Annotated in this window: 23 protein-coding genes; 11 read left to right on the forward strand and 12 right to left on the reverse strand. The window is 71.4% G+C overall.

All coding sequences use genetic code 11. From position 1 onward, the window contains the following. Positions 1-52: 52 nt before the first annotated feature. Together ACGFIW_RS12405 and ACGFIW_RS12410 are read right to left on the reverse strand one after the other, a co-directional pair. Positions 53-3,076: a UPF0182 family protein gene (locus ACGFIW_RS12405; RefSeq protein WP_393313611.1), complete on the reverse strand. Its 3,024-nt coding sequence runs from the start codon at positions 3,074-3,076 to the stop codon at positions 53-55. A gap of 96 nt (positions 3,077-3,172) precedes the next feature. Beyond that, positions 3,173-4,186: a PDZ domain-containing protein gene (locus tag ACGFIW_RS12410; protein ID WP_393313614.1), complete on the reverse strand. Its 1,014-nt coding sequence runs from the start codon at positions 4,184-4,186 to the stop codon at positions 3,173-3,175. Positions 4,187-4,370: 184 nt separating this feature from the next. Between ACGFIW_RS12410 and ACGFIW_RS12415 the strand changes: the two genes are divergently transcribed. Further along, on the forward strand, positions 4,371-5,591 hold the full coding sequence (locus tag ACGFIW_RS12415) for a zinc-dependent metalloprotease (RefSeq protein WP_393314055.1): 1,221 nt from the start codon (positions 4,371-4,373) through the stop codon (positions 5,589-5,591). Positions 5,592-5,651: 60 nt separating this feature from the next. Here the strand turns inward: ACGFIW_RS12415 and ACGFIW_RS12420 are convergent, their stop codons facing one another. Next, positions 5,652-6,260 (reverse strand): hypothetical protein, encoded by a 609-nt coding sequence (locus tag ACGFIW_RS12420; RefSeq protein WP_393313617.1) that lies wholly within the window; start codon positions 6,258-6,260, stop codon positions 5,652-5,654. A 212-nt stretch (positions 6,261-6,472) separates the two neighbouring features. Further along, a complete protein-coding gene (locus ACGFIW_RS12425; protein ID WP_393313620.1) occupies positions 6,473-7,003 on the reverse strand; it encodes a M48 family metallopeptidase in 531 nt (176 codons plus the stop codon). 514 nt (positions 7,004-7,517) lie between these two features. Between ACGFIW_RS12425 and ACGFIW_RS12430 the strand changes: the two genes are divergently transcribed. The 3 genes from ACGFIW_RS12430 to ACGFIW_RS12440 all read left to right on the forward strand — a co-directional run bounded on the left by ACGFIW_RS12430 (position 7,518) and on the right by ACGFIW_RS12440 (position 10,365). Next, positions 7,518-7,688 (forward strand): DUF5679 domain-containing protein, encoded by a 171-nt coding sequence (locus ACGFIW_RS12430; RefSeq protein ID WP_167457767.1) that lies wholly within the window; start codon positions 7,518-7,520, stop codon positions 7,686-7,688. A 218-nt stretch (positions 7,689-7,906) separates the two neighbouring features. After that, on the forward strand, positions 7,907-9,022 hold the full coding sequence (locus tag ACGFIW_RS12435; protein ID WP_393313623.1) for a hypothetical protein: 1,116 nt from the start codon (positions 7,907-7,909) through the stop codon (positions 9,020-9,022). After that, entirely contained in the window at positions 9,019-10,365 is a 1,347-nt protein-coding gene (locus ACGFIW_RS12440) for an ABC1 kinase family protein (protein ID WP_393313626.1), read from the forward strand. Before ACGFIW_RS12435 ends, ACGFIW_RS12440 begins: the two co-directional genes overlap by 4 nt. A gap of 307 nt (positions 10,366-10,672) precedes the next feature. Here the strand turns inward: ACGFIW_RS12440 and ACGFIW_RS12445 are convergent, their stop codons facing one another. From ACGFIW_RS12445 to ACGFIW_RS12455, 3 genes are all read right to left on the reverse strand, one after another. Beyond that, positions 10,673-11,038 (reverse strand): WhiB family transcriptional regulator, encoded by a 366-nt coding sequence (locus ACGFIW_RS12445; RefSeq protein WP_357756206.1) that lies wholly within the window; start codon positions 11,036-11,038, stop codon positions 10,673-10,675. 130 nt (positions 11,039-11,168) lie between these two features. Next, entirely contained in the window at positions 11,169-11,417 is a 249-nt protein-coding gene (locus ACGFIW_RS12450; protein ID WP_393313629.1) for a hypothetical protein, read from the reverse strand. 123 nt (positions 11,418-11,540) lie between these two features. Beyond that, entirely contained in the window at positions 11,541-13,703 is a 2,163-nt protein-coding gene (locus tag ACGFIW_RS12455; RefSeq protein ID WP_393313632.1) for an ATP-dependent DNA helicase UvrD2, read from the reverse strand. 92 nt (positions 13,704-13,795) lie between these two features. On the opposite strand from ACGFIW_RS12455, the gene ACGFIW_RS12460 reads away from it, so the two are divergent. Continuing rightward, the gene (locus tag ACGFIW_RS12460) at positions 13,796-14,038 is read left to right on the forward strand and encodes a mycoredoxin (protein ID WP_357066605.1); all 243 of its coding nucleotides are present in this window, start codon (positions 13,796-13,798) and stop codon (positions 14,036-14,038) included. 66 nt (positions 14,039-14,104) lie between these two features. On the opposite strand, the gene ACGFIW_RS12465 is transcribed toward ACGFIW_RS12460, so the two are convergent. Then, positions 14,105-15,397, reverse strand: coding sequence for an MFS transporter (locus tag ACGFIW_RS12465; protein ID WP_393313636.1), 1,293 nt, complete (start codon positions 15,395-15,397; stop codon positions 14,105-14,107). Positions 15,398-15,616: 219 nt separating this feature from the next. Between ACGFIW_RS12465 and ACGFIW_RS12470 the strand changes: the two genes are divergently transcribed. The 3 genes from ACGFIW_RS12470 (at position 15,617) to ACGFIW_RS12480 (ending at position 17,398) form a co-directional block, all read left to right on the forward strand. Then, positions 15,617-16,597 carry a helix-turn-helix domain-containing protein gene (locus ACGFIW_RS12470; protein WP_393313639.1) on the forward strand — a complete coding sequence of 327 codons (981 nt, stop codon included), beginning with the start codon at positions 15,617-15,619 and terminating at the stop codon, positions 16,595-16,597. A 74-nt stretch (positions 16,598-16,671) separates the two neighbouring features. Beyond that, positions 16,672-16,911 (forward strand): DUF397 domain-containing protein, encoded by a 240-nt coding sequence (locus tag ACGFIW_RS12475; protein WP_393313642.1) that lies wholly within the window; start codon positions 16,672-16,674, stop codon positions 16,909-16,911. Positions 16,912-17,122: 211 nt separating this feature from the next. Beyond that, the gene (locus ACGFIW_RS12480) at positions 17,123-17,398 is read left to right on the forward strand and encodes a hypothetical protein (RefSeq protein ID WP_393313645.1); all 276 of its coding nucleotides are present in this window, start codon (positions 17,123-17,125) and stop codon (positions 17,396-17,398) included. Between the two features lie 128 nt (positions 17,399-17,526). Here ACGFIW_RS12480 and nudC read toward each other — a convergent pair whose 3' ends face one another. The 4 genes from nudC to ACGFIW_RS12500 are packed head-to-tail and all read right to left on the reverse strand — an operon-like array spanning position 17,527 to position 22,306. Next, positions 17,527-18,486, reverse strand: a complete 960-nt coding sequence (gene nudC, locus ACGFIW_RS12485; protein ID WP_393313648.1) for an NAD(+) diphosphatase — start codon at positions 18,484-18,486, stop codon at positions 17,527-17,529. 22 nt (positions 18,487-18,508) lie between these two features. Further along, positions 18,509-19,864 carry a M16 family metallopeptidase gene (locus ACGFIW_RS12490; protein ID WP_393313651.1) on the reverse strand — a complete coding sequence of 452 codons (1,356 nt, stop codon included), beginning with the start codon at positions 19,862-19,864 and terminating at the stop codon, positions 18,509-18,511. Then, the gene (locus ACGFIW_RS12495; RefSeq protein WP_393313654.1) at positions 19,861-21,171 is read right to left on the reverse strand and encodes a M16 family metallopeptidase; all 1,311 of its coding nucleotides are present in this window, start codon (positions 21,169-21,171) and stop codon (positions 19,861-19,863) included. Before ACGFIW_RS12495 ends, ACGFIW_RS12490 begins: the two co-directional genes overlap by 4 nt. A gap of 10 nt (positions 21,172-21,181) precedes the next feature. After that, positions 21,182-22,306, reverse strand: coding sequence for an LLM class flavin-dependent oxidoreductase (locus ACGFIW_RS12500; RefSeq protein ID WP_393314058.1), 1,125 nt, complete (start codon positions 22,304-22,306; stop codon positions 21,182-21,184). A gap of 144 nt (positions 22,307-22,450) precedes the next feature. Between ACGFIW_RS12500 and ACGFIW_RS12505 the strand changes: the two genes are divergently transcribed. From ACGFIW_RS12505 to ACGFIW_RS12515, 3 genes are read left to right on the forward strand one after another with little or no spacing between them, the layout of a single operon-like run. Next, positions 22,451-23,518 carry an ABC transporter substrate-binding protein gene (locus ACGFIW_RS12505; protein WP_393313657.1) on the forward strand — a complete coding sequence of 356 codons (1,068 nt, stop codon included), beginning with the start codon at positions 22,451-22,453 and terminating at the stop codon, positions 23,516-23,518. Then, a complete protein-coding gene (locus ACGFIW_RS12510; protein WP_393313660.1) occupies positions 23,515-24,294 on the forward strand; it encodes an ABC transporter ATP-binding protein in 780 nt (259 codons plus the stop codon). Before ACGFIW_RS12505 ends, ACGFIW_RS12510 begins: the two co-directional genes overlap by 4 nt. Then, positions 24,284-25,168: an ABC transporter permease gene (locus ACGFIW_RS12515; RefSeq protein ID WP_393313663.1), complete on the forward strand. Its 885-nt coding sequence runs from the start codon at positions 24,284-24,286 to the stop codon at positions 25,166-25,168. Before ACGFIW_RS12510 ends, ACGFIW_RS12515 begins: the two co-directional genes overlap by 11 nt. The last annotated feature ends 3 nt before the right edge of the window (positions 25,169-25,171 follow it).

Consider the following 25,171-nt stretch of genomic DNA (forward strand, 5'->3'; position numbering starts at 1 on the left):
ACCGGGAGGGTCCGACGACGGGGGCTCCGAGAGTCGCAGCCGACGACTGCGGTCAGCCGCCCGCGCTCGGGCTGCCGCTGGGCGACGGTGACGCGCCGCCGCTCGGTGCCGCGCTACCGCTTGGCGCTCCGGTCGGGTTGGCGGCCTGTTGCGCCTGCTGGAACGCGGTCAGCGCCTCGTCCAGTGCCTTGAGCGCGCGCCCGTACCGCTCGAAGTCACCAGAGGTCTGCGCGGCCCGGACCTCGGTGATCGAGGTCCGCACCCGCTCGGCGGCCGTGGCCAACTCACCGGTCGGCGGCGGGTTGCCGGTGCCGGCGCTCGGCGTCGGCGTCGTCGGCGTCGGGGTCGTCGGCGTCGTCGGGTTGCCCCCGGTGGTCGGTGGCGGCGACGTGCCCTGCCCGGCCTTCTTGCCCTGCTCCACCAACTGCTTGATGCCGTCGTTGATGTTGTCGGCGAGCGCCACGAAGGAGCCACCGTCACCGTAGGAGAGCAGCACCTTCTGCAACAGCGGGTACGCGTCCTGCTGGTTGCTCTTCACGTAGACCGGCTCGACGTACAGCATGCCGTCGGCGAAGGGCAACGAGAGCAGGTTGCCGTACTGCACCTGCGCCTGGTTGCTGGAGAGCAGGTTGAGCTGCTGGCGGATGTTGGCGTTGTTGGTCATCTGTTGGTGCACCTGCACCGGGCCGGAGATCCGGGTCTGGTCCGGCAACTCCAGCACCTCCAACCGGGGATTCCCGTCGACGTACGACCCGGAGATCAGCGCGGCGAGGTTCTGCCGGCCGTTCGGGGTGACCGCGGCGGTGAGCTGGAACCGGGGGCTCTCCTGCCCCGGGAACTGGGTGAACAGGTAGTACGGGGGCTGCTTCTGACCGCTGTCCGGGGCGTCCGGCACGGTCGGCACCTGCCAGAAGTCCTGTGCGGAGTAGAAGTCGCCCGGGTTGGTCACGTGGAACTTGGTGAGCAGGTTGCGCTGCACCTTGAACATGTCCGCCGGGTAGCGCAGGTGCTCGGTCAACTCGACCGGGATGTCCGCCTTGGGCAACACCAGGTCACCGCCGAACGCCTTGTTCCACGCCTTGAGCACCGGGTCGGTGTCGTCGTACTCGTAGAGCTTCACGGTGCCGTCGTACGCGTCGACGGTGGCCTTCACCGAGTTCCGCATGTAGTTGACGTTCTCCCGGGCCAGCTGGAAGGTGCCCCGGTTGGTCAACTCGTCGGTGGTCTCGGTCTGTAGGTTGACCCGCTCGGCGTACGGGTAGGTGGCCGCCGTGGTGTAGCCGTCGACGATCCACTGCACGCGACCGCCGACCACCGCCGGGTACGGGTCGCCGTCGAGGGTGAGGAACGGTGCGACCTTCTCCACCCGGTCCCGCGGGTTACGCACGTAGAGCAGCTTGGAGTCCTTGTTGACCGCCTCGGAGAGCAGGAAGTTCGACTCCTGCTCCTTGATGGCGTACAGCAGTCGCCGGGTGAAGGAGCCGATCTTGACGCCGCCCTCACCGGTGTAGGTGTAGGACTCGCCGCCGCCCTCGCCGACCGGCCTGTCGAACTCGGCCTTCTTGTTCGGGTCGGCCTGACCGACGATCGCGTAGTCGTCGGGCGCCATCCGCTCGCCGTAGTAGATGCGCGGCTGCTTGGCCGGGATCTGCTCGGTCTGTGAGGAGCACGCCTCCTGGGTCTTCTCGCCGAGGAAGCCGGAGACGAAGAACGGCTGCCCACCGCAGACCACCTGGTTGGCCGGGGCGGCCACCAGCCCGTACCCGTGGGTGTAGACGGTGTGCCTGTTGATCCAGGTGTTCTGCTGGTCGGTCAGCTCACCGTAGTTGATCTCCCGGACGCCGACCACGTAGTCGGAGACCTTCCCGTTCACCCCGTACCGGTCGATGTCCAGCTTGGGGCCGAAGTCGTAGAAGCCACGCACCTGCTGGAGCTGGGTGTACGTCTCGCTGACCAACTGCGGGTCGAGCAGCCGCACGTTCGACACCACCGCGGTGTCGGTGACCAGGTTCGCCGGTGGGGTGAGGTTGTTCGCCGCGTACGGGGTCGTCTGGGTGGCCCCCAGCCCGAACGCCGCCCGCGTCGCGTCGATGCTGCGCTGGATGTACGGCGCTTCCTTGTCCTTGGCGCTCGGCTTGACCTCGAAGGTCTGCACCGCCCAGGGGTAGATGCCGCCGATGGCCACCGCCGACACACCGAGCAGCGCCAGCGAGATCCCCGGCCAGACCAGGTTGCGCATCCAGGCGTTGGAGAACACCACGATCGCGATCGCCACCACGATCGAGATGTACGCCAAAATCTCCTTCGCCGGCAGCAACGCGTTGACGTCGGCGTAGCCGGCGCCGTACAACTTGGCGCCCTCGTTGTACTCCAGCAGCATCGCCCGCCGGTCCAGCACGTACGCGACGGCCTTCAACAGCACGAAGACCGCCACCAGGCTGCTCAGGTGCGCGCGGGCGGCGTTGCTCATCCGGTCCCCGACGCCCTGGAGGCGGACCCCGCCGAAGAGGTAGTGCACCGCCAGCGCGCCGATCACGGCCAGCACGACGGCGGTGAAGGCGACCCCGAGCAGGTAACGCCAGAACGGCAACTGGAAGACGTAGAAGCCGATGTCCACCCCGAACTCCGGGTCCTTGACCCCGAAGTCACCACCGTTGCGGAAGAGCAGCCACTGGTTCCACCGGTTCTGCGCGGAGAGGCCGGCGAAGAGCCCGACCACCGCCGCGATCAGCACGATCCAGGTGCCGAGTCGCGGGCTGAGCGCCATCCGGTAGCGCTCCAGGGTCGCCTGCTCCACCGAGTGCGGACGCAGTCGCGGGCGCAGCCGGTGGGCCAGCCAGAGGTTGCCACCGACGACCACCGCCATGCCGAGCCCGATGGCGAGGAAGAGCACCAGCCGGGTCAGCAGGACACCGGTGAAGACCTCGGTGTAGCGGACCTCGTCGAACCAGAGCCAGTCCGTCCACGCCTGGACACCCCAGCCGAGCAGGGTGAAGAGCACGAACACCCCGACCAGGACCGCGATGGTGACGCGCCCGCGCCGGCTCATCCTCGGAAGGGGGCTGCTGCTACGCATGACCACTGTTGGCTCCGCACGCTCGATGTGATCGGCTCCGACCAGGCACCCAGAGTACGGGGTGTTCCTGAGCGTGTCGGGGCACGGTCACATCGGTCAGCAGCGGGTCGGCTGACCCCCCGTGCGCAACGTCTCCAGAGCGGCCATCGCGTCGTCCAACGAACCCACCCGCAACAACGGCAGATTCGGCTGCGGATTACGGACGGCCTCGGCGCAGTTGTCCGCCGGCACCAGAAAGACCTTGGCGCCGGCATGCTTCGCGCCGACCAGCTTCTGGGCGATCCCGCCGATCGGGCCGACGGTGCCCTCGTCGTCGATGGTGCCGGTGCCGGCGATGATCTGACCGCCGGTGAGGTCGGCCGGGGTCAGCTTGTCGACGATCCCCAGGGCGAACATGAGACCGGCGCTCGGCCCGCCGATGTCCCCCAGGTCGATGCCGAGGGTGAACGGATGCGGCTGCTGCTGGTCGATCTCCACGCCGATCCGTGGTCGGCCGTCCTGCTCGCGACTGGTCACCGTGGCGGTGGCCGGCGCGCCGTCGCGGACGTAGGCGATGGTCAACGCCGTGCCCGCCGGCTTGGCCCGGACCAGCTCGGTGACCTTCGCGGCCACCGGCACCGGCTGACCGTCGACCGCGGTGATCACGTCTCCGGCCTTCAGCGCCCCGGCCGCCGGGCCGTCCCCGGCCACCGTCTTGATCACCACCTGCACCGGAAAACCGAGCTTCCGCAGCGCGGCGGTCTCCGCGCTGGTCTGCGACGCCTTGAAGTCCTCCGCGTTGCGCTGTTCGACCTGCTCGGTCGACTCTCCCGGCGGGTAGACCAGCTCGCGCGGCACCACCGCCTCGTCGTCGGAGAACCAGCCCGCGATCGCCCCGCGCAGCCGCACCGTGGGCTGCACCCCCACCGTGGTCAACCGCAGTTGGCCGGCCGAGGTCGAGGTCTCCCGCCCGGAGACCTGGATGACCTCCTTGCCGTCGGCGGTGCCGAGGGTGTTGACCGTCGGGCCCGGACCGAGCACCACGTACGGGATCGGCACCCGCAGCACCCCGATGCTCAGCAGGGCGGTGAACAGGGCACCGAGCAGGACCGTCAGGCCACGACGTCTCATGCCGCAGAGCGTACCGACCGGCCGGGCACCTCCTGCCGAATGCGTCGGGCGACTTCGCCCTCAGCGCAACGCCAGCGGCGGCGACCTGGGGCGCGGTCCGCGTACCGTAGACGTCGTGCCTGATATTCCGTTCGGTTTCGCGCTCCCGGGTGGGCAACCACCAGACCCCAACGATCCCGCGCAGATGCAGCAGTTCATGTCGCAGTTGCAGCACCTGCTCTCCGCGCCGGGCAGCGGTCCGGTCAACTGGGACCTGGCCCGGCAGGTAGCGGCCAGCCAGCTCGCGGCCGCCGGCGACCCGGCGGTGTCACCGTATGAGCGCAACGCCGTCGAGGAGGCGCTGCGCCTGGCCGACCTGTGGTTGGAGCCGGCCTCGGCGTGGCCGTCGGGCATCCAGTCGCCGGTCGCCTGGAACCGCAATGAGTGGATTTTCAAGACGCTTGACGTGTGGCGCAAGCTCTGCGACCCGGTCGCCAGCCGGATGGTCGGCGCGATGGGTGACCTGGTGCCACCGGAGGCGCGTGCCCAGCTCGGGCCGATGCAGTCGATGGTGGCCACCCTCGGTGGCGCGCTCTTCGGCGGTCAGCTCGGCCAGGCGCTCGGTTCGCTCGCCGCGGAGGTGCTCTCCGCCGGCGACATCGGGCTGCCGCTCGGCCCGGCCGGCACGGCCGCGCTGATCCCGGCCAACATCCGCGCGTACGGCGAGGGCCTGGAGCTTCCCGAGGACGAGGTCCGCCTCTACGTGGCGCTGCGCGAGGCCGCCCACCAGCGGCTTTTCCAGCACGTCCCGTGGCTGCGCGGGCACGTGCTCAGCGCGGTCGAGATGTACGCCTCGGGCATCCGGGTCAACCGGGACGCGATCGAGGAGGCGATGGGCCGGGTCGACCCGACCGACCCGGAGTCGATGCAGGCGATCGCCCTGGAGGGCATCTTCACCCCGGAGGACACCCCGGCGCAGAAGGCCTCCCTGGCCCGGCTGGAGACCGCACTCGCCCTGGTCGAGGGCTGGGTCTGCCACGTCGTGGACAGCGCCGCCAGCGACCGGCTGCCCAACGTCGTCCGGCTGGGCGAGGCGTTCCGCCGTCGCCGTGCCGCCGGTGGCCCCGCCGAGCAGACCTTCGCCGCACTCGTCGGCCTGGAGCTGCGCCCGCGCCGACTGCGCGAGGCCGCGGCGCTCTGGGCCGCGCTCACCGAGCACCGCGGCATCGAGGGCCGCGACGCCGTCTGGGGTCACCCGGACCTGCTCCCCTCGGACGACGACTTCGCCGACCCGGTCGCCTTCGCCATGAACGACATGGACCTGAGCGAGCTGGACAGCTTCGACTTCAGCGCGCCCGGCGGCGCGGAGGAGAAGGCCCCGGGCCAGCCCGACGGGACCGACGACGAGGGCGACGCGAAGCCCTGACGCCAGCGCCCGGGTGCCCGCCCCGATCGACGGCGGGCTCCCGGGAGTGCGGCTGGCTGGTCAGGTAGGTCGGCGTAAGCCCGAGAGGAGAGCGCGGGTTGCTTCCCAGCCCTCGAAGGCCGGGTCCAGTGTTGCCAGGTCAGCCGGGCCGCGCAGCCGTCGCCACCCGGCGGTGACCGCCACGTCCCCCGGTGCGGCGGCACCGGAACGAACGTCGGCCGCCGCTGTCGTGTCCAGGTCGAGCGCGGGGAGCCAGCTCGGCACCGGCAGCCGCACAGCCACCCCGAGCAGACCCGGACCGCCGCCCTCGACCGGAGCCACCGCGACCGGTCGGGTGGTGAGCGGGCGCAGCAACTTGCCGACGGTCAGTGCGGGCAGGTCGGGCACGTCGCCGGCGAGCACGGCCGCCTGGTCGTAACCCTCCAACGCGGCGAACACGGCGTTCGGCGTCGGCTCGGCCACCTCGTACACCGTCGTGCCGGGCCAGACCAGCGCTTCGGCCATCGCCCGGTCGGCCGGGGTCACCGCGACCGCGGCCTCCACCTCGTTGAGCGTGGCGAGCAGGTCGAGGACGTCTTCCGCGAGAGCCGCCCGCCACTCCGCCAGGTCGACGCCGGGCGGCGACCAGTGCACCGGCCCGAGTAACGCCACCACCACCCGTCGCGCCATCCCCCGACCCTAGCGCCCGTCCCGTACGGCGACCCCACCCCACCCTGGCGCGGCTCGACGACATGATCGACTCGGCTTCATTGACGTCGCGGTGTCCCGACGACCTGGATAGCGCGGAATTCAGAAAGGCGAGTGGATCTCGGCGTATCGCGCGCCGCAGACGGCGGCCGGCGCTCGGCGCGGTGCGCTCAGCGGCTCGGCGGGCAGGGAAATCAGGTCGGGACCGGGGCGCAGGAGGCGGCGGCGACACCTTCGAGGTAGCCGCGGGCGCGCTCCGCTTTGGGATAGCTACCGACCAGGGCCCAGAACCGGGCGTTGTGGCTGGGCACGATCAGGTGCGTCAGCTCGTGCAGCAACACGTAGTCGATCACCCAGTCGGGCATTTCCTGAACACGGTGCGAGATCCGGATGCTGCGGTCGGCAGGCGTGCACGAGCCCCACCGGCCGTTCTGGTTGGTGACCCATCTGACGCTGGCCGGCACCGCCCTGGTGGCGTACCCGGCGAGGTAGAGGTCGATGAGCCGGGTGGCGCGGGCCAGCAGCTCGGCGTCGGAACGCGCCAGGCGGCCCTCCCGGGCGGCGAGCCGGGCGAGCATCCGGTCGACCCACTCGCTCTCCTCGGCGCGGGAGAACTGGTCGGGGATGAGGACCACAACACGCTCACCGTCACGGTACGCAGACACCGTGCGTCGCCGACGCTGGCTGCGCCGCACCTCGACGACCGGCTTGCGCGTCCCCGCCATCACTGGCCCGCGCAGCCTCGGCTACGTGTCACGAAGGACAGCTAATGCCCTCTGACCAGGGGTCCGCAAGAGTCAACCACACGACACACGCCCGGAAAATGGTGATTGGTCGTCAGGTGTCCCGAAAATTTCTTGACCGCGACGCCATCGCGCCGTCTCGTCACCCTTGGTGAACACCGACGGCACCGGTATGCGGCACCTCCCCACCGTAGGTGATCACGAGGCCGGATGCCGCCTCGGGGGGCACTCGCACGGGTGGCTGTGGGGGTTTGGTCGGCGTGTCCCCGCCAAACTGACTTATCCGACCTATTTCGCCATGCACACTCTCGACGTCGACTTGCTCACAGTGTCGATGCACAGCTGACATGGAACCGCCCAGACCTGGGTAGGGTCCGCGGACCAGCGGTCACGAAGGTGGCCGTGGAGTGAGACCCAGCGCCGGCGCCCCGTGTGGCCCGCCGCCGGGCACCCCGCCGGGACGGCATCGACCGGCGGACGAGACGAGGAGGGCACCGTGGCCGACCAGGCCCAGACGACCTACAACGGTTACTGCGTGAAGTGCAAGGAGAAGCGGGACTTCGAGGGACACGTCGAGGTCTCGAAGACCGGTATGAACATGGCGAAGGGCAAGTGTCCGGTATGCGGAACAACAGTGAACCGCATCCTGGGTAAGGCCAAGGTCTGACCCGTACGAGTGACGGGGGCGGGCTGGCCGGTTGGCCAGCCCGCCCCCGTGGCGTCTCCCAGCGCGGCGATTACCGGCTGGACCGTGTCGCGTGACCGACAGCCTCGTTGGCAGCCTGTGGATAACTAGGCGAACCCTGTGGACAACGCTGGACAGAGGCTCGCGCGCCTGTGGACAACCGTCGACCCAACGCGAATGCGTGATCACAATTCGTGACCATGAGTCACACCCTCCTGCCCCGTCCCACGCTGCTGCCCGGCCTCCACCGCCTCTGGCGGGACCGGCACACCCTCCAACTCGGCGTCGGCCCCGGGCCGGCGGTGCTGCTGGAGCTGGCCAATCCCCGTGCCGCCCACCTGCTCGACCTGCTCGACGGCACCCGCAGCGAGCGGGCCGTGCTGGCCCAGGCGGCCACCGCCCAGGTCACCATCGACGACGCGCGCACCCTGCTCGACGCCCTGCGTACGGCCGGCCTGCTGGTGCCCGCGCACAGCCTGCTCCCCCGTGACCTGGCCGGCCCGGTCCGCGCCCGGCTCACCGCGGAGGCCGGCGCGCTGGCCCTGGCCGCCGCTCGACTGCCCGGCACCCCCGCCCAGGTGCTGCGCCGGCGACGGGCCGCCCGAGTCGTGCTCAGCGGCGCCGGGGCGCTCGGCGGGCCGCTGACTGTGGCGTTGGCCCAGTCCGGCGTCGGGCAGGTGGTGCCGCTTCTCACCGGCCCGGTGCGCGCCGTCGACCTGGTCGGGACCGGCATTCCCGCCACCGAGCTGGGCCAGCCGCTGGCACCGGCGGTGCGGGCGGCGGTCGACCGCGTCGCCCCGGGCACGGGCACCCAGCCGATCCGGGGCGGACGGGCGGACCTGGTGATCCAGCTCGGCACGGACCGCCCACCCGCGTTGCTCGCCGCCGGTCTCGCCCAACGTCGGCAGCCGCACCTGCTGGTCACCCTGCGCGAGGGCGTACCGGTCATCGGGCCGCTGGTCTGCCCACCCGCCGGGCCCTGCCTGCACTGCGTCGAACTGCACCGGGCGGACCGCGACCCGGACTGGCCGCGGCTGGCCGCCCAGATCGCCGCCGCCGAGCCGGTGACGACCGCCGGCGCGACCGGGACGCTGTTCGCGGCCATCGGGTACGCGCTCGCCGAGGCACTGACACAGCTCGACGGTGGGCAGCCGGAGACGCTGGGTGGGGCGATGGAGATCACTGGTGCGGGCCGTTTCCGTCGTCGGGGCTGGCCGCCACACCCGGCGTGTGCGTGCTCGCGGGGGCGAGTGTCCGCACCAGCCCGGCCGCAGAGCAGCAGCGGGGCCCTCCGGTCGGTAACAATGACCGAGTGACCGACATCCCGCGCCGCGCCGTGTCCCGCACCGCCAAGCTCGCCGCCCTGCCGCTCGGCTTCGCCGGCCGGACCGTTCTCGGCATGGGAAAGCGCGTCACCGGGCTGGCCTCCGACGTGATCTCCGCGGAGATCCAGCAGCGCACCGCCGAGCAACTGTTCAGCGTGTTGGGCCAGCTCAAGGGCGGGGCGATGAAGTTCGGCCAGGCGCTGTCGGTCTTCGAGGCCGCGTTGCCGGAGGAGATTGCCGCGCCCTACCGCCAGGCGCTCACCAAGCTCCAGGAGGCGGCGCCACCGCTGCCGGTCGCCAGCGTGCACAAGGTGCTGGCCGAGCAACTCGGCCCCGACTGGCGGGACCTGTTCGTCGAGTTCAACGACACCCCGGCCGCCGCCGCCAGCATCGGTCAGGTGCACCGGGCGCGGTGGCGGGAGCCGGGGGTCGACGAGTCGGGGGCACCGAACGGCCGGGACGTGGCCGTCAAGATCCAGTATCCGGGTGCCGGCGAGGCGCTGCTCTCCGACCTCAAGCAGCTCTCCCGCCTGGGCGGGATGTTCCGGGCCATCCAGCCCGGCCTGGACGTCAAGCCGCTCCTGGTCGAGCTGCGCGAACGCATCACCGAGGAGTTGGACTACGAGCTGGAGGCCGAGTCGCAGCGCGCCTTCGCCGAGGCGTACGCCGACGACCCGGAGATCTACATCCCGAAGGTGGTCAACGCGGCGCCCCGGGTGCTTGTCACCGAGTGGGTGACGGGCACCCCGTTGGCCGACATCATCCGCGAGGGCACCGAGGAGGAGCGCGACGAGGCGGGCCGGTTGATGGCCACCCTGCACCTCTCCGCGCCGCAGCGGGCGGGGCTGCTGCACGCCGACCCGCACCCGGGAAACTTCCGGCTGCTGCCCGACGGCCGGCTCGGGGTGATCGACTTCGGCGCGGTGGCCCGGATGCCGGAGGGCACGCCGGAGCCGATCGGTCGCATCGCCGCGATGGCCCTGCGTGGCGACGCCAACGAGGTGGTTGCCGGACTGCGGTCGGAGGGATTCATCGGCTCGACGGAGGAGATCGACGCCGAGGGGGTGCTCGACTTCATCCGTCCGATGCTGGAGCCCATCGCGGCGGACGGGTTCCGGTTCACCCGGGCCTGGTTGCGGGGCGAGGCGGGTCGACTCGCCAGCCCTCGCTCCCCCACGTACCAGTTGAGCAGGCAGCTCAACCTGCCGCCGTCGTACCTGCTGATCCACCGGGTGACGCTCGGGTCGATCGGAGTGCTCTGCCAGTTGGAGGCGAAGGCCCCGTACCGCAGCATCCTGGAACGCTGGCTACCCGGTTTCGCCGCCGTGGCGTGAGCACACCGGGCTGAAGACGTGACGAAGGGCGGGTGCCGGTCGGCACCCGCCCTTCTGCGTGAGGTGGTACTAGAGAACGCCCAGGTCGCGAGCCGTCTGGTTGCGGCTGCTCATGGCGACGGTACGGGCGGATCGGGTTGCCTCAGTGCTCGTGGTGGTACGACCGGCCTGAGGCCGGCGCATTCGAGCCCTGGTCAACGCTTCGTGGAGTAGTTGCATCTCGAAGGCTCCACTCGGAACGTTCAACATCGTTTTCTCGCTCACTGCCGGTGTGACACCGGCGTAGTTGGGACGGGTCGGGAACATGTCAGGCTGCCAGCCGGACCGCGCCACGCACCTCGGACAGCCCACTGGCCGCCAGGCGCGCCTCGGCCTCGACCCGAAGCTCGGCGTCACGGGCGACGTCCTCCTTGCGCGGACGGCCACGGGGCCGCTTACGCGGGACGACCGCGCCACGCTCGAAGATCTCGCCGCCCCAGACGCCCCACGGCTCCGCCCGCTCCACCGCCCCGGCCAGGCACTCGACGCGCAGCGGGCAGTCCCCGCAGAGCGACTTGGCCAGCTCGAGCTCGGTAGGCGAGTCGGAGAACCACAGGTCGGGGTCGAACTTCCGGCAGGGCAGGTTCGCCTCCAGCTCGACACTCACGTCGAGGGGGGCCAACGCCAGACTCATCTCCCGGTCACCTCTCTCTCACATCGATCTCGTGGATCGCATTCCGACGTACTTCGGCGGGGCAAAAAACTGAGGCCGCGGATCCCGGTAAGCGGGTTCCGCGGCCTCGAGGTGAGCCGGTGTCTGATGGTCAGACCGGTTTACCTCGAGGTGGAACGCCGCGGACATTGGTGCGCTTCTTGACGCCCTGGATGTCCATGCCCGTGAAGCCACTGGTCCCCTCGACTCCGGTTGGCGCGACGGCCAGGATCAGCTCGGCCTGAACCTGGTGCACCTGCGGAACCGACGGTCGTGCGGCCGTAAGGGCCACCCGGACAGCCGACAGCGGAGCGCCGACAGACGGCATCGCCGCCAGACGCTCATAGGTGAAGATCTTCACGGGTGCCACCTCCCTCACGTTCCTCAGAATCGACTGGACCAACCCCCGTGAGCAGCCGGAATGGCGCCGCTCGCGTGGTGTGTCCTGAGGCTATTCCTCGCGCCGGGGCGAGGGCAAACGAATTTACGACTCGATTTCGAAAGTTTTCTCTGGGCAGACGTCGTCCACCCCCGCACCATCGACCAACGCCAGCACCGACTCCCCGTAGAGGTCCAGCTTGCGGGGGCCGATACCGGCGATGGCAATCAACTCCTCGGGCCGGCCGGGCCGCCGCTCGGCCAACGCGACAAGTGTCGCGTCGGTGAAGACCACGTACGCCGGGACCTTCTGCGCCCCGGCCACCCGCTGCCGCCACTCACGCAGCCGTTCGTGCAGCTCATCGTCGATGTCGGACGGGCAGGTGGGGCAGCGGCCAAGCTTGCGGTCCGGGCCGGCGAGCAGGGTCGCGCCGCAGATCCGGCAGGAGACGATCTGGGTGCGCCGCCGCTCGGGGCGGCGGGCCGGACCGGTGCCGGTCGCCCGTTCGGTGCCGCCGGAGCGGTCCAGTTGGGGCAGGAACCGCGACGGCCGCCGGGCTCGTCCACCCGGCGAGCGCGCGGCGGCGTACGACAGCCAGAGCCACTGCCGGGCGCGGGTGATGCCGACGTAGAGCAGGCGGCGTTCCTCCTCGACCTGCTCGACGGTCTTGGCGTACGTGGTCGGCAGGGTGCCCTCGGCGAGACCGACCAGGAAGACCGCGTCCCACTCCAACCCCTTGGCCGAGTGCAGTGAGGCGAGGGTCACCCCATCCACGGTCGGTACGTGCTGCTGGGCGGCCCGGCGGGCCAACTCCTCGGTGAAGTCGGTGAGGGTGACCTGACGCTCCACCGAGGCGGCCTCGCCGATCGGCACCACCTCGGGGCTGGCCGCGTACTCCTCGGAGAGCTGGACCAGCGCGGACAGCGCCTCCCAGCGCTCGCGGGCGGCGCCACCGGCCGGGGGCGCGTCCGGTGCCCAGCCGACGGCGGTGAGCGCCTCGACGACGGCGGCCGGCAGCGGTGTCTCGCCCGGGATCGAGCGGGTGGCGGCCCGCAGCGCGACCATCGCCTGGCGCACCTCGGCACGCTCGAAGAAACGCTCCGCGCCCTGCACGACGTACGGGACGCGGACCTCGGTGAGCGCCTTCTCGTACGCCTCGGACTGCGCGTTGACCCGGAACAGCACGGCGATCTCCTTCGCCGGCGTGCCCGCGTCGATCAGTGACCGGCAGCGCGCGGCCACCGCGTTCGCCTCGGCCGGCTCGTCGGTGAAGATCCGCAGGTCCGGCTCGGGGCCGGGTGGGCGCTGCCCGCTCAACTCCAGCCGCAGCCGGGCCTCGGTGCCCCGGGCCTGGGCGATCACCGCGTTGGCCAGCCCGACCACCTGCGGGGTGGAGCGGTAGTCGCGGACCAGCCGGACCACCGTGGCGCCCCGGTGCCGGCGGGGGAAGTCGACCAGGTACGCCGAGGTCGCCCCGGTGAACGAGTAGATCGTCTGGCTGGCGTCACCGACCACGGTCAGGTCGGTGCGGCCACCCAGCCAGGCGTCGAGCAACCGCTGTTGGAGGGGGTTGACGTCCTGGTACTCGTCGACCACGAAGTGCCGGTACTGGCCGCGGACCTGCTCGCCGACGTCCGGGTGCTCCTCGATGCCCCACACCGCGGCACGCAGCATGTCCTCGAAGTCGATCACGCCGTTCGAGCGTTTGAGCTGCTCGTACGCGGTGAACACGTCGGCGACCTTCGCCGGCTCGTGCGGGGTGTCGCGCAGGGCGCGGGCGGCCGCCACCACGTAGTCCGTCGGCTCGACGAGCGACGACTTGGCCCACTCGATCTCACCGGCCAGGTCGCGGGCGGCGGCCCGGTCGGTACGCAGGCCGACCCGGGCGGCGGCGAGGGTGACCAGGCGCACCTTGCTGTCCAGCAGCTCGGGCATGGCCCGGCCGGCCAGCAGCCGGGGCGCGAAGTACCGCACCTGGCGCAACGCGGCCGCGTGGAAGGTCCGCGCCTGCACGCCGCCCACCCCGAGAACGGTGAGTCGGCTCCGCATCTCGGCGGCGGCGCGGGCGGTGAAGGTGACCGCGAGCACGTGCCGGGGGGAGATCTCGCCGGAGAGCGCCCGATGGGCGATCCGGGAGGTGATCGCCCTGGTCTTGCCGGTGCCGGCGCCGGCCAGGATGCAGACCGGTCCGGCGGGTGCGGTCACCGCGGAGCGTTGCTCCGGGTCCAGCCCGGTGAGCACCTGTTCCGACGCTGAGTGAACCACCACAACCAGGAATCATCTCAGCTCCTCCCAGCGTTGCAGCGAACAGCCTCGGCTTGATCCGCAAGCCGCGGCCGGAGGAGTTGGAGGATCCGAGGATGCTGACGATGTATTCCACCCCCTGGTGCGGCTACTGCCACCGGCTGAAGTCGCAGCTCGACCGGGAGGGCATCGGGTACGAGGTGGTCGACATCGAGCAGGACCCGAAGGCCGCGGAGTTCGTGATGAGCGTCAACGGCGGCAACCAGACGGTGCCGACGCTGCGCTTCGCCGACGGCAGCGCCCTGACGAACCCCTCGATCACCCAGGTCAAGCAACACCTGGAGACCCTCGACGCCTGACCGGCCGGGTCCCTGTCGACCAACGGCCGCCCCAGTCGGGGCGGCCGTTCGTCGTGTCTGTGTCGGTCACCCGGGCGGCGGCCGCTTCGTGCCGGTCGCGACCGGCCGGTCGGTGTCCTCGACCGGTCGCCGGGGTGCCGGAACCGGGTGGGTCGGCGGGGGTGGCGGGCGGGTGCCGGGCGGCGCGCTCAGGTGCCGGCCCCGCCAGAGGTAGGTGCCGGCCGCCAGGGTGGCCATCCCGACGAGCGCGAACAGCACCCGGTAGTCGAGGAAACCGACGAGCAACGCGCCCGCCCCGATGGAGAAAGCCTGCGGCCCGCTGACCACCGCCTGGGTGGCCGCGGCGACCCGGCCGACGAGCGTCGGCGGGGTCCGACGCTGGATCAGCGTGTGCAGCCCCACCATCGTCAGGGGCAGGGAGACGCCGGCCAGCAGCACCGCCACGAACGCCAGCCGCAGATCGGGGTACGCGAGCACGAGCGCGGCCGGAGAGAAGAAGGCGACCCCGGCGGCCAGTGTGCCGACCTCTCCGAGCCGGCGGACCAGCGTCGGTGAGCAGAGCCCGCCGAGCAGCCCGCCCACGCCCTGCACGGTGACAAGGACACCCACGAAGGCGGCGTCCCGGTGCAGCCCCTGGTCCACGTAGGCGAAGATGAGCGACTCGCTGAAGCCCATCACCAGCGACCCGAGCCCGTAGCCGAGCAGGGCCCGCCGCAGGGCCGCCTCGCCGGCCAGATGCCGCAGACCGGCGCCCAACTCGGCCGGCCAGCGCAGTCGCGGGGCCGAGGGCACCTGGTGCGGGGTGGGTAACGCGGTCACCACGGCCGCCGCGGTCAGAAATCCGACCATGCCGACCCCGGCCAGCGCCCACCCGCCGAGCGCCGCGTAGAGCGCCGCGCCGGCCAGCGGACCGACCAGCCGCATGCCCTGACGCACGGTCTGCAACGCGCCGTTCGCGTCCGCCAGCAGCTCGACCGGCACCAACTCCCGGATGAGCCCGCTGAGCGCCGCGCCGAGCGTGATCGACGACAGCCCGTACAGGGCCGCCACCAGGTAGACGATCCAGACGTCACCGGCGTCCGCGACGGTGAACAGCGGGGTGAGCAGCGCCGCGGTGACCACGTTTGCGGCGACGAAGAACGGCCGGCGTGGGTGGCGGTCGACGAACCAGCCGATCACCGGTGCCAGCGTCATCGGGGCGACGACGGCGAAGATCGTGCCGCCGGCGAGCCCGTTGGAGCCGGTCAGATCCTTGACCCAGATGGCCAGCGCGAGCAGCAGGATCGACTCGGCGGTCATGCTGGCCAGCAGGCCACCGAAGAGCAGGCGGAAGTCGGGTCGGCGCAGGACGGTGCGCATGGGGGTCCCTCCGGCGGGGATGGCGTGCCCGGGGTGGGCGTGGTCGACGGGGCTGCGACCGCAGGTCCGTCGTCATCCGGCGTTCCCGTGGTCCATTTTTCGCAAGACACGCCCCCGCCGGAACCTCCGACGCCGGTCGCGCCGTCCATACTGGCCGTGGGGGGCGAATTTCATACAGTTACCGTCGCGTCTGCGGCGGTCGACGGGAAAGAGGACACTGTGCCTCCTGCCGCACCCAGCCCGATCATGCGTCGACGACGGTTGGGCCTAGAACTGCGCCGCCTGCGCGAGGCTGCGGGCCTCACCGGCGATCAGGTCATCGAGAGGATCGGTTGGGCGTCCGCGTCCAAGCTGTCCCGCCTGGAAAACGGCCGTAGCCGGCCCGACCCGCAGGACGTCGGTGTTCTGCTGGACCTGTACGGCGCCGACGAGGGGCTGCACGCGGAGCTGCTCGGGATAACCGGCGAGGCCGGCGACATGCGGGGCTGGTTGAAGAAGTTCCCGGTGATGACGCAGCAGCAGCGTGTGTGGGCCGAGCTGGAGGCCGGCTGCGCGGAGATCTGCGAGTACAACCCGGTGTTGGTGCCGGGCCTGTTGCAGACCCCGGGGTACGCGAGGGTCCGCATCGTCTCGGCCCGGGAGGTGGGCGCGGGCGCCGGTGAACCGGAGCCCGGCGACGAACCCGAGACCGAGGTGCAGGCGCGGATGGCCCGTCAGTTGCTGCTGACCCGGGAGCCGCACGCGCCGCGCTACACCGCGGTCCTGGAGGAGGCGGCCCTCGGCAACCGGGCCGGGCCGCCCGAGGTGCTGCACGAGCAACTGGTCCAGCTCTGCGAGCTGGCCCTGCTGCCCAACGTGACGCTGCACGTGCTGCTCCGGGACACGCCTGTCGGCAATTTCTACCTTCCGCCGACCGCGTTCTCCGTCTACCGGTTCGCCGATCCGCTCGATCCGGAGACACTGGCCATCGAAGGGGGGTTCACCGACGTCATGTCGACCGAGGCAATCACACTAAATAGCTATAAAGTGGTGTTCGAGTGGCTATGCACGGCGGCACTGACCGCGTCGGAAACCCTCTCCTGGCTGATCGAGTCGACGGGACGGCCGACCGAGGCGGTGCCCCCATCCACAGTGGCGTTCGGGCCGGCAACGGCGCCGACCCAACGCCGCCGTGACTCGGGGCGGCTGACGGACCGGTGATCCACGGGGGCCCATCCGTCGGGACGTGCGGCACCACTCGTCCCATCGGATCGGTCCACACCAGGAGCAGAGTCATGAACGACATCCGCACGACGCTGTCCACCTCCGTCCGCTCGTTGGCGGACGCCCCGTGGCGTACCAGCACACGCAGCCAGACCTCCAACTGCGTGGAGGTCGCCCCACTGGGCACCGGCCCGTCCGCGGTCGCGCTGCGCGACAGCAAGGACCGAGGCGGCCCGGTGCTGCTGTTCAATCGGGCCGGCTGGCTCGGCTTCATCGCCGGAGCGAAGGGTGGCCAGTTCGATCTGAACTGACCCGGTGACCGGGACGGGGCCGCCGGCAGGATGCCGACGGCCCCGTCCCGCTGTGCGCGTAGGCCCGCTGAGCAGGCATCGGATGATCGGACGAGGCTCAGGACCGATAGGCGAGTTTGCGTTGCTGGGACGACACCGCGGCGTAACATGACCGTCGAGTACGTGGAACTTCCACACTGGCTCATCCGTCGCGGTTCATCCGGAGACCCTCATGCGGTTCCTGATCGTTCGCACCGACATCCGCTCCGTCGCCGACGGGGACATCGCCGCCGCCTGGGTGGATGGTCACCTGCTCCGCGACGAGACGACCGCGCCCGAGCCGCGACGGCAGATCGTGCACGCCGACGACCGGGACGCCGCACTCCTGCTGGCCCGCGCCCTGGCCGCGGTCGGCGCGGTCCGCGCCGGCAAGCAACGGGTCAAGGTCCTGCCGCTGAGCGAGCCCCGGCCCGCCTTCCGCGGCAGACCGGGCCGCCTCGGCACCTGACACCACCCGGACGTCCGTCGTGGTCGGACCGGCTCCCCCGCCGCGTTAATCGCACCCGCCGACCACGACGGCCCGTGTTCCCGGCCTGTGACCGTCGCGGCAACGGCGGCCACGGGCCGGGACCGTGCTCAGCGGCCGGCGTCCACCCAACCGTCCAACCAGCGGTGGATGAGAAACAACGCGATCGACGACGGTGGCGGCAGGATCAGCCGGGCACCGTCGCCCACGTCGACGGTCTGCCCGGCCAACGCCGCCCCGATCTCCCGGCGGGAGAACCACCGCGCGTACGCGATCTCGGACGGGTCGACCCGCACCGGATCGGCCGGGTTCGCGGTGGCCAGGAAGCCCAGCATCAGCGAGCCCGGGAACGGCCATGCCTGGCTGCCCACGTACCCGATGTGCCCGATCCCGATGCCCACCTCCTCGCGGACCTCGCGCAGCACGGCGGCCTCGGCCGACTCGCCCGGCTCGACGTAGCCGGCCAGACACGAGTAACGCCGACCATCCGGGGTGCCCGCCCAACTGGCGTTGTTGCCGAGCAGGCAGCGCCCGTCCGGACCGTCCACCCCGTCGTGCACCAGCACGATCATCGCCGGATCGGTACGCGGCCAGACCCGCCCACCGTTGCGGTCCACCCGGGACCAACCGGCCTCGTCCATGGCGGTCGGCGCCCCGGTGCTCGTCGAGTAACCGTGCCGGGTGTGCCAGTTGACAAGCGCCAACGCGGTGGTGAAGATGCCGGCCTCCCGGTCGGCGAGCAGGTGACCCACCTCGCGCAGGTTGACCGCCCGAGTCCCCGGAACCTGCGGCAACGGCGCGTCGACCGCGAAGACCGGCACCCCGTCCGGCTCGACGCCGAGGAACATCGCCGTCGACTCGGACCCGGCCGGCACGTCGGCCGAGGAGAACAGCACGAGCGCCGGAGGTGACGTGCCGGTGCGGGCCAGCGCCCGACCCTCGTCGGACGAGTCGAGCACCAGCACCCGGGCGCGCAGCCACGCCTCGGTCAACCACTGCGGATCACCCCGCCGGTGGGCCGCCCGGTCCAGCGTGGACCGCGCCAACGGTGGCGCCGCCTCGCCGCTCACGCCACCGCTCCGCTACGCGCGCTCACGCTGCTGGCTCGGTGTTGATCGTGGTCAGCGCGGCCAGACCCGGCGTGACCCGCTCGGCGTCACCGAGCACCACGATCGCCGCCCGAGCCGGCGCCAGGTAACGGGCCGCCACCCGTGCGACGTCGTCGATGCTCGCGTTCGCCAACCGCGCGGCGTACTCGGCGAGGAAGTCCAGACTCAGCCCGTTGCCCGCGTACGCGCTCGTCAACGCCGCCAACCCGGCCTGGGTGGACATGCCGAGCTGGAGGGTGCCCAGGGCGTACTGACGGGCCTGCTCCAACTCCTCGGGCTTCGGCGGCAGCGACGCCAACCGACCCAGCTCGTACGTCGTCTCCAGCAACGCCGGACCGGTGACCTCGGTGGCCACGTCGGCGGCGGCGACCAGCACCGACCCGGCCACGGAGTGCTCGATGCCCGAGTGCGGCCCGTACGTGTAGCCCTTGTCCTCGCGGATGTTCTCCACCCAGCGGGAGGAGAAGTAACCACCGAAGATCAGGTTGGCCAGTTGCAGCGGGGCGTGGTCCGGATCGGTGCGGGACACCGCCGGGAGCGCGATCCGCAACGACGACTGCACCGAGCCGGGCCGGTCGACGAGCAGCAGCGGCCCCGGCTCCAGCGGAGGGGTCGGCGGCAGCTCGGCGGTGCGCCCGGCGCCGGCCCAGCCGCCGAGCGCCCGCTCGGCCGCGTCCAGGGCCTTCTCCGGCCGCACGTCGCCGACCACGACGAGCTGCGCGCCGGCCGGGTGCACCCGCTCCGCGTGTAGGCTGCGCAGTGCCGCCGGTCGGACGGCACGGATCTGGCCGGGTTCCGGGGTCTGCGTCGCGTACGGGTGCCGCCCGTAGATCCGCTTCAGCAGCGCCTCCCGGGCCAGGTGCGACGGTTGGCTCTGCGCCACCTGGATCCGGTCGACGAGGCGGTCCCGTTCGGTGGCCACCTCGTCGCTGGGGTAGCTGGCGCCGGTCAGCACCTCGGCCAGCAGCTCCAGCATCCGGTCCAGGCCGGTGACCAGGCCGGCGCCGGAGAGCATCAGCCGGTCCGGGTCGACGCCCGCGGAGAGCCCGCCGCCCACCTTCTGCAACTCGGCGGCGATCTGCACGCTTGTCATCGACTCGGTGCCGGACAGCATGGTCTGCGAGAGCATCGCGCCGCGGGCCAGGTGGACCCGGCCGAACGGCACCCAGAGCCGCAGCTCGACGAGCGGCACGGCGGGCCGGCGTACGGCGATCACGGTGAGGCCGTTGGGCAGCGTGCGCTCGGCCTGCTTGGGCACCTTGAGCTTGCGGGTGGGCCCGAGCGGAGGCAGCGTACGCGGCCCCACGGGGGCGGTGGTGGTAGCAGTAGCAGCCGTCATCGGGCACCTCCGGCAATGACCTCGATCGCGGCGCGGCGCTCCGGGCGCAGGGTGGCCGCCGCGGCCCGGACCTGCTCCTCGGTGACCTCGCCCACCAGCCGGGGCAGCTCGTTGAGCAGGCCCGGCTCGCCGCGTTGCTGCTCCAACACGGCCATCCGCAGGGCCCGGCCGAGCACCGCGTCGGTGTCGCGCAGCAGGTGGGTCGCCATCCGAGCCTGGGTGCGGGCCAGCTCACCGTCGGTCAGCCCGTCCGTGGCCAGCCGGTCCAACTCCTCGTCGAGGGTGCGCAGGACCTTGTCCACATCTCCCCCGGGCGGCAGGTGCGCCTGCAACAGCAGCGCGGTGGGGTCGCGGACGTCGAACGGGTCACCCATGAAGCCGATATATCCGCCGAGGCTGGTCACCGTGCGGTCGCGCTGCACCAGCCGCTCGACCAGCCGCGACGCGTCACCGTCGGTGAGCACCTCGGCCAGCACCACGTAGGGCAGGTAGCCGGCGAAGTCGGTGACCGGGTCGGGCACCCGCCAGGCCCCGGCGACCGCCGGCAGCGGCGCCAGGGCATCGGTGTACGAGGTGCGCCGCTCGGCGGTCAGGTCGGGCTCGGTGAAGTCGGGCCGAAGCGGTGCCGGTCGGGCCGGCACGTCGCCGAAGTGCCGGGTGACGAGTTCGGTCGCCTCCGCCACGTCGATGTCGCCGCTGACGGCCAGCACGGCGTTGCCGCTGGCGTAGTAGCGGCGGAAGAAGTCGGCGGCGTCGGCGACAGTCGCCGACTCCAGATCGTCGAAGGAGCCGTAGCCGTCGTGCGCGTTCGGGAAGGTGTCGAACATGACCGGCGGCAGGGTCAGCCAGGGGAAACCGCCGTACGGACGGTTGAGGACGTTGACCCGGATCTCCTCCTTGACCACGTCGACCTGGTTGCGCAGGTTCTCCTCGGTCAGCCGGGGGCCGCGCATCCGGTCCGCCTCCAGGAACAGCGCGCGTTCCAGCGCGTTGCTCGGCAGCGTCTCGAAGTAGTCGGTGTAGTCCAGGTGGGTGGAGCCGTTGAACGTGCCACCCGCACCCTGCACGTGCCGGAAGTGGGCCAGCTTCTCCAGATTTTCCGAGCCCTGGAACATCAGGTGCTCGAAGAGGTGGGCGAAGCCGGTGCGTCCCTCCGGCTCGGAGCGGATGCCGACGTCGTAGACCACCGCCACCCCGATCACCGGGGCACTGCGGTCAGGGGTCAGCACCACCCGCAGGCCGTTGTCGAGGGTGAACCGCTCGACCGGATACTTCGTCGCTGGAATTCTGGATCTCCGGGCAGCCACGGAGTCGACCCTAGCGTGTCGGCACCCCCGCCACCCGCGACCTCCACGGAGCCGCCGCCACCGGGGCGTTCACGAGGGGCAGCACCTCGGCGCCGACCCGCTCGGCCTCCTCCCGGTGCGGCCAGCCGGAGAGGACGAACTCGTCGACGCCGAGCGCCGCGTACTCGTCGATCCGGGCCGCGACCTCGGCGTAGCTGCCCACCAACGCGGTGCCGGCACCCTCGCGGACCAGGCCGACGCCGGCCCAGAGGTTCGGTGCGACGGTGAGCCCGTCGGTGCGGCCGGCGTTGAGCGCGGCCATCCGGGCCTGTCCGACCGAGTCCATCCGGCGGAACCTGGCCTGGGCGGCGGCGATCCGCTCCGGGCTCATCCCGGCCAACAGCCGGTCGGCCTCCGCCCACGCCTCGGCGTCGGTGGGTCGGGCGATGACGTGCAGCCGCAGGCCGGTGCGCAGGGTGCGGCCCTGCTCGGCGGCGAGCGCCCGTACCCGGGCGACCCGGGCCGCGATAGACGCCGGCGGTTCGCCCCACATCAGGTACACGTCGGCCCGGCGGGCGGCCACCGTCTCGGCCGCCGGGGACGCACCGCCGAAGTAGACAGGCGGTGCCGGGGCCAGCGGGGTGGTCAGGCCGCCGCCGTCGACCCGGTAGTGCCTCCCGGCGTAGTCGAAGGGCCGTCCGGCCCAGGAGCGGCGGAGCACCTCGATGAACTCGCCGGTACGCGCGTAGCGGTCGTCGTGCCCGAGGAAGTCGCCGTACGCCCGCTGCTCGGTCGGGTCGCCGCCGGTCACGATGTTGAGCGACAGTCGGCCACCGGAGATGGCCTGGAACGCCTCGGCCTGCTGGGCGATCAGGGTGGGCAGTGCGAAGCCCGCCCGGACCGCGACGAGCATGCCCAGCCGCTCGGTGTGCTGGGCGACCGCGGCGCAGACGATCCACGGGTCGGGGCAGCCGGCGCCCACCGGCGTGAGGACGGCGGTGAAGCCGTGTGTCTCGGCGGTCCGGCCGACCTCGGCCAGGTACGCCACGGTGGCGGCCCGGTCGTGCCGGGCGGCGCCCGCGGTGACGGTGGCGGCACCGACCTGGTCGCCGTCTCCGGAGGTGGGCAGAAACCAGTGGAAGGTCATCGATCGCATCACCCGCCTACCCTAGCTAATCAGTAGGAAATACCGACATAACTGAAGCACGGCTTCCCGGCATGTGGATGAGCCTTGACGCTGGCCCCGCCCTGGCCCACTCTTCCTACCAACTAAGTAGGAATACTGCGGATTGGATGGACGATGAGACGGCTCCCCTTGCGCCGGTTGGTCACCCTGGCCACCCTTGCCGCCCTCGGGGCGGCGACCGTGGGCAGCGCCGCCGGGTGCGGAGACGACAGCGATGGCTCCGGCGGCGCCTCCGGCGGCCCGGTGACGCTGCGTCTCGGCTACTTCCCCAACATCACCCACGCGCCGGCGGTCGTCGGCGTGCAGAAGGGCATCTTCGCCGAAAAGCTCGGTACGAACGTCAAGCTCGACCCGAAGACCTTCAACGCCGGCCCGGCCGCCATCGAGGCCGTCTTCTCCGGTGCGCTGGACGCCACCTACATCGGTCCGAACCCGACGGTCAACGCCTTCTCCAAGTCCAAGGGCGAAGCCGTCCGCGTCATCTCCGGCGCGGCCTCCGGCGGCGTCGCCCTGGTCGTCAAGCCCGGCATCACCGGCGCGCAGGACCTGAGGGGCAAGAAGATCGCCACCCCGCAGCTGGGCAACACCCAGGACGTGGCGGTCCGCTACTGGCTCAAGCAGCAGGGTCTGACCACCACCAAGGAGGGTGGCGGCGACGTCAAGATCGTGCCGCAGGAGAACGCCCAGACGGTCGAGACGTTCAACAGCGGCGCGATCGACGGCGCCTGGGTGCCCGAGCCGTTCGTCTCCCGCCTGGTCAACGCCGGCGGCAAGGTGCTCGTCGACGAGCGAGACCTCTGGCCGGACCGGAAGTTCGTCATCACCAACCTGCTGGTCAGCACGAAGTTCCTCAAGGCACACCCGGACGTGGTGCAGAAGCTGGTCGACGGCCAGGTGGCCGCCAACGAGTTCGTCAACACCAAGCCCGAGGAGGCCCAGCAGGCCATCTCCGACGCGATCGGCCAGATCACCGGTAAGCCGCTGGACCTGAAGCTGATCAAGCAGGCGTGGCCGACGTTGGAGTTCACCAACGACCCGATCCCCTCGTCGCTGAAGGCGGGCCTCGACCACGCCGTCGAGGTCAAGCTGACCGACCCCGTCGACCTCAAGGGCCTGTACGACCTGACGTACCTCAACGAGGCCCTCAAGGCACAGGGCAAGCCCGAGGTCGTCCAGCCATGACGTCGACCACGACGACGCCGCAGGGCGCGACCACCGCGGTCGCGCTCTCCGGCGTGACCAAGGTGTACGGACGTGGCGCGAGCGCCGTCCTGGCCCTCGACGGTGTGTCGCTGGACGTCGCGCCCGGCGAGTTCGTCTGTCTGGTCGGCGCGTCCGGCTGTGGCAAGAGCACCCTGCTCAACCTGGTCGCCGGGCTGGACCGGCCCAGCGGCGGGCAGATCGGGCTGGCCGGCGACGTCAATCCGGGCCTGATGTTCCAGGAGCCGGCGCTGTTTCCCTGGCTGACCGTCGAGGGCAACGTGGAGGTGCCGCTCAAACTACGCGGGATGCCCCGGGCCGAACGCCACGAGCGGATCGCCGAGCTGCTGCGCACGGTGCACCTGGGCGACTTCGGCCGCAAGCGTCCGCACGAACTGTCCGGCGGAATGCGCCAGCGGGTCGCACTGGCCCGCACGCTGGCCCTGGACACGCCGGTGCTGCTGATGGACGAGCCGTTCGGCGCACTGGACGCGATGACCCGGGACATCCTGCACGACGAGTTGGAGCGGATCTGGTCCGAACGCCAGCTCTCGGTGCTCTTCGTGACGCACAACGTCCGCGAGGCCGCCCGGCTGGCCGACCGGATCATCCTGCTCTCCAGCCGCCCCGGCCGGATCATCTACTCCGCCGAGGTGGACATCCCGCGCCCACGGCGGATCGACTCCCCCGAGGTCGCCGCCATCGCCGCCGAGGTCACCGAGCGGCTCCGTACGGAGGTGGGCCGCCATGGCCAGTGACACCCTCACCGATCCGGCGCGTACCGACGCGCAGATCTCCGGCCTGGACGCGCTGGACATCGCCGGCCGGGACAAGGAGGTCTCCCGGGGCGCGCGCCTCTGGGCGGCCACCTGGCCCAAGTTGGCGGCGCTGGCCATCGCCGTCCTGGCCTGGCAGGTGGTGGTCTGGTCGGGTTGGAAGCCGCCGTACTCGCTGCCCGGCCCCCTGGAGGTCGGCCGTGAGCTGATCGCCCAGGCCCAGGGCCCACAGCTCTGGGAGGGCCTGGTCACCACGTTGCGCCGGGCCGCCGTCGGGTACGTCTTCTCGGTCGCCGTCGGCCTGCTGCTGGGCCTCGCGGTGGCCCGGTCCAAGGTGCTCCGGGCGGCCATCGGCTCGATGATCACGGCGTTGCAGACCATGCCGTCGATCGCCTGGTTCCCGCTTGCCATCCTGCTGTTCGAGCTGAGCGAGAAGGCGATCTTCTTCGTGGTGGTGCTCGGTGCCGCGCCGTCCATCGCCAACGGGGTGATCTCCGGTGTGGACTACGTGCCGCCGCTGCTGCTGCGCGCCGGCCGCAACCTGGGTGCGCGTGGGCTCAACCTCTACCGGTACGTCATCGCACCGGCCGCCCTGCCGGCGATCGTCGCCGGCCTGAAGCAGGGCTGGGCGTTCTCCTGGCGCAGCCTGATGGCCGGTGAGCTGATCGTGGTCGGCATCTCGCAGACCTCGCTCGGCGCCCAACTGACCTACTCTCGCGAGCTGTCCGACGCACCCTGGCTGCTCTCCACCATGATCGTCATCCTGGTGCTCGGTCTCGGCGTGGACGCCGCGTTCGGCGCCGCGGACAAGGCGATCCGGCGCCGCTGGGGCGTGCTCGACCAGGCGGGCAACTGACCG

The organism is Micromonospora sp. NPDC048935 (genome assembly GCF_043197875.1).
Taxonomy (GTDB): Bacteria; Actinomycetota; Actinomycetes; order Mycobacteriales; family Micromonosporaceae; genus Micromonospora.

Excerpts from the sequence above, each read along its gene's own strand:
- ACGFIW_RS12405 (WP_393313611.1), bottom strand. The coding sequence starts at position 3,076 with ATGCGTAGCAGCAGCCCCCTTCCGAGGATGAGCCGGCGCGGGCGCGTC.
- ACGFIW_RS12410 (WP_393313614.1), bottom strand. The coding sequence starts at position 4,186 with ATGAGACGTCGTGGCCTGACGGTCCTGCTCGGTGCCCTGTTCACCGCC.
- ACGFIW_RS12415 (WP_393314055.1), top strand. The coding sequence starts at position 4,371 with ATGCAGCAGTTCATGTCGCAGTTGCAGCACCTGCTCTCCGCGCCGGGC.
- ACGFIW_RS12420 (WP_393313617.1), bottom strand. The coding sequence starts at position 6,260 with ATGGCGCGACGGGTGGTGGTGGCGTTACTCGGGCCGGTGCACTGGTCG.
- ACGFIW_RS12425 (WP_393313620.1), bottom strand. The coding sequence starts at position 7,003 with ATGGCGGGGACGCGCAAGCCGGTCGTCGAGGTGCGGCGCAGCCAGCGT.
- ACGFIW_RS12435 (WP_393313623.1), top strand. The coding sequence starts at position 7,907 with ATGAGTCACACCCTCCTGCCCCGTCCCACGCTGCTGCCCGGCCTCCAC.
- ACGFIW_RS12445 (WP_357756206.1), bottom strand. The coding sequence starts at position 11,038 with ATGAGTCTGGCGTTGGCCCCCCTCGACGTGAGTGTCGAGCTGGAGGCG.
- ACGFIW_RS12460 (WP_357066605.1), top strand. The coding sequence starts at position 13,796 with ATGCTGACGATGTATTCCACCCCCTGGTGCGGCTACTGCCACCGGCTG.
- ACGFIW_RS12465 (WP_393313636.1), bottom strand. The coding sequence starts at position 15,397 with ATGCGCACCGTCCTGCGCCGACCCGACTTCCGCCTGCTCTTCGGTGGC.
- ACGFIW_RS12475 (WP_393313642.1), top strand. The coding sequence starts at position 16,672 with ATGAACGACATCCGCACGACGCTGTCCACCTCCGTCCGCTCGTTGGCG.
- ACGFIW_RS12480 (WP_393313645.1), top strand. The coding sequence starts at position 17,123 with ATGCGGTTCCTGATCGTTCGCACCGACATCCGCTCCGTCGCCGACGGG.
- ACGFIW_RS12490 (WP_393313651.1), bottom strand. The coding sequence starts at position 19,864 with ATGACGGCTGCTACTGCTACCACCACCGCCCCCGTGGGGCCGCGTACG.
- ACGFIW_RS12500 (WP_393314058.1), bottom strand. The coding sequence starts at position 22,306 with ATGCGATCGATGACCTTCCACTGGTTTCTGCCCACCTCCGGAGACGGC.
- ACGFIW_RS12505 (WP_393313657.1), top strand. The coding sequence starts at position 22,451 with ATGAGACGGCTCCCCTTGCGCCGGTTGGTCACCCTGGCCACCCTTGCC.
- ACGFIW_RS12510 (WP_393313660.1), top strand. The coding sequence starts at position 23,515 with ATGACGTCGACCACGACGACGCCGCAGGGCGCGACCACCGCGGTCGCG.
- ACGFIW_RS12515 (WP_393313663.1), top strand. The coding sequence starts at position 24,284 with ATGGCCAGTGACACCCTCACCGATCCGGCGCGTACCGACGCGCAGATC.